Annotated in this window: 2 protein-coding genes; both read left to right on the top strand. The window is 65.2% G+C overall.

Annotated features, from left to right (window positions below; genetic code table 11):
* Positions 1-133 precede the first annotated feature (133 nt).
* Positions 134-1,675, top strand: coding sequence for an IS21-like element IS1415 family transposase (gene istA, locus QRN54_RS33440; RefSeq protein WP_030538069.1), 1,542 nt, complete (start codon positions 134-136; stop codon positions 1,673-1,675).
* Positions 1,675-2,466, top strand: a complete 792-nt coding sequence (gene istB, locus QRN54_RS33435) for an IS21-like element IS1415 family helper ATPase IstB (protein ID WP_003944771.1) — start codon at positions 1,675-1,677, stop codon at positions 2,464-2,466. Before istA ends, istB begins: the two co-directional genes overlap by 1 nt.
* Positions 2,467-2,580 lie beyond the last annotated feature (114 nt).

The raw sequence follows: 2,580 nt of genomic DNA, 5'->3' as shown, positions 1-2,580 counted from the left end.
TGTCGACGGCCATCGTAAGCTCCCCACTGGCGGCCATTTATGGCGCATTTTGTGGCCATGGTTTCTCCCCGCGTACGGCCAGATAGTTCCCCACCTGCTGTGAGTCAGATTCGGTCCCGGCAACGCTGGGTGGATGAAATCGAGCAGGGAGATCATGGAAATTTTGGAGGCGTACGACCTCACGGGTAGTTATCGGGCGGCGGCGGAGCTGGCTGGGTGTGATCACCACACGGTGGCCCGGTATGTGCAGATGCGCGCTGCGGGGCAGCCGCCGGACCGCCGGCGGCATCGAGCGCGGGCGATCGACGACTTTCTGCCGAAGATCGAGGAGTTGGTGGTCCGCTCGCAGGGCAAGGTCCGCGCGGATGTCATCCACGAACGGATCGTCGCGCTGGGGTTCACCGGCGGTGAGCGGACCACGCGCCGGACGGTCGCGGAGGCGAAGGCCCAGTTTCGGGCTGGTCGGCGGCGAGTGTATCGGCCGTGGGTAACCGAACCTGGGCTGTGGTTACAGTACGACTTCGGTGACGGGCCAACGATTTCCGGCCGGAAGACGACGTTGTTCTGCGCATGGTTGGCGTGGTCGCGATTTCGGGTGGTGATCCCGATCTGGGACAAGACATTGCCGACGGTGGCGGCGTGTTTGGATGCGACATTCCGCCGCTTGGGCGGGGTTCCGGTCTATGTCCTCACCGACAACGAGAAGACCGCGACGATCGATCACGTGGCCGGGATCGCGGTCCGCAATCCGGAGATCGTGGAGGTGGCACGGCATTACGGCACGACGCTGCGGACGTGTTTACCTGCTGATCCGGAGTCGAAGGGAGGAAGTGAGGCGACGGTGCGGATCGCCAAAGCCGACCTGTTGCCGAAGGAGGTGAACCTGCGCGAGCAGTATCACTCTTTCGGTGAGCTCGAGTCGGCTTGCCGGCAGTTCTGCACCGACGTCAACACCCGCGTCCACAGCTCTACTCGGCGGCGGCCGGTCGAGCGGCTGGCCGAAGAGTTGCAGCGGCTGCATCCGCTGCCGAAATCTCCGTTCACCGCGGTGTTCGGCACTACCCGGCGGGTGAACTGGGAGTCGACGATCTCGGTGGAAGGGGTGCGGTATTCGGTGCCGCACACGTTGATCGACACTCGGGTCTGGGCCCGCTTCCATGGTGAGGAGCTGATCGTGACCGCCGTCGACAATGATGGCGGTGCAGTCGAAGTCGCGCGGCACCGCCGCGGCCAACCCGGTTCACCGGTCCTCGACAACGACCACTACCCACCCCGCCCAGACCGCGACGCCGCCGACCGGGTGCCCAAGCCTCGTACCGCCGCCGAGCTCGCCTTCCTACAGTTGGGCCAGGGTGCCAACAGCTGGCTGGTCGAGGCTGCCGCCGCGGGAGCGCGCCGCATCAGGGCGAAGATGGCCGAGGCCGTGGACCTTTCGAAGCTGCACTCCCCGGACGCAGTCGACAGAGCGTTGGGGACGGCGGCGATGACCGGCCGGTTCGCCGATCGGGACCTGATCTCGATCCTCGACTACCAAGTCACCCACGAACACGCTGATCCGGTCCGTCGCAGCGAGAACCACACTCTGCAACCGGGCACCGCCGCCTGGTCCACCTTCGGCCAGACACCAGCGCCGGCCAGCCCAGCCACTACTGACGATGAAAGCGATGACGCCTGATGAGCACCCCTTTGCGCACTGTTACCAGCGCTAACGGCGACCCGTTGGCCGAGGCGATCGACCTGACTAAACGCCTGAAACTGCCCCATATCCGCAGGTCCTTGAGCGATATCATCCCGACCGCGAAAGCCCAACGCTGGGACCCCGCCGAAGTCGTGCGGGTTCTCCTCGCTGAGGAAGCCGCCGGCCGGGACCGGGCGAACCTGCACACTCGCCGCAAACGCGCGGGTTTCCCTACCGGCAAGACCTTCGGCGACTGGGACGAAACGAAATCGTCGATTCCCCGCGCCACCCAGGACGCGCTCCGCACCCTGGAGTGGGTCGGGCGGCGTGAATGTTTCTGCGTCTGTGGGCCTTCGGGAACTGGCAAGTCTCACTTCACCGAGGCACTCGGGCAGGCCGCAGTCGAAGCTGGGCTGGCGGTGTCTTGGTTCACCATCGAAGACCTCGGTGCCCTGGTCCGCCGGCACCGTGCCGACGACTCCATCGCCCGAGCCCTGACGAGGATCATCCGCTCCGACCTGATCATCGTCGACGACATCGGTCTGCTCCCGGTCTCTGAAGACGCCGCCGAAGGATTCTATCGCCTCGTCGACGCTGCCTACGAACGCCGAGCGATTGCCGTCTCAAGCAACCTGCACCCCTCCGGCTTCGACGAGATCATGCCCAAAACATTGGCCACCGCCACCGTTGACCGGCTCCTGCACCATGCGCACGTCGTCGTCACCGACGGCGACTCCTTCCGCCTCACCGAAGCCACCACCGGCAAGGGGGTGAAGCCCTTCAGCTAACCCAAATCAGAAAGCGGGTGGGGAAAAACAACTGGCCGCCACCGGGGAGAACCCGTGGCCACCAGCGGGGAGAACTACTGGCCGCCTACGGGGAGAACTTCGTGGCCATTGACA

It is taken from the genome of Rhodococcus sp. MEB032 (assembly GCF_030208925.1).
Classification (GTDB): Bacteria; Actinomycetota; Actinomycetes; order Mycobacteriales; family Mycobacteriaceae; genus Rhodococcus_F; species Rhodococcus_F qingshengii.
The sequence above is the reverse complement of the archived record's forward strand: the minus strand, read 5'-3'. Positions and strand labels throughout refer to the sequence as shown.

Excerpts from the sequence above, each read along its gene's own strand:
- istA (WP_030538069.1), top strand. The coding sequence starts at position 134 with ATGAAATCGAGCAGGGAGATCATGGAAATTTTGGAGGCGTACGACCTC.
- istB (WP_003944771.1), top strand. The coding sequence starts at position 1,675 with ATGAGCACCCCTTTGCGCACTGTTACCAGCGCTAACGGCGACCCGTTG.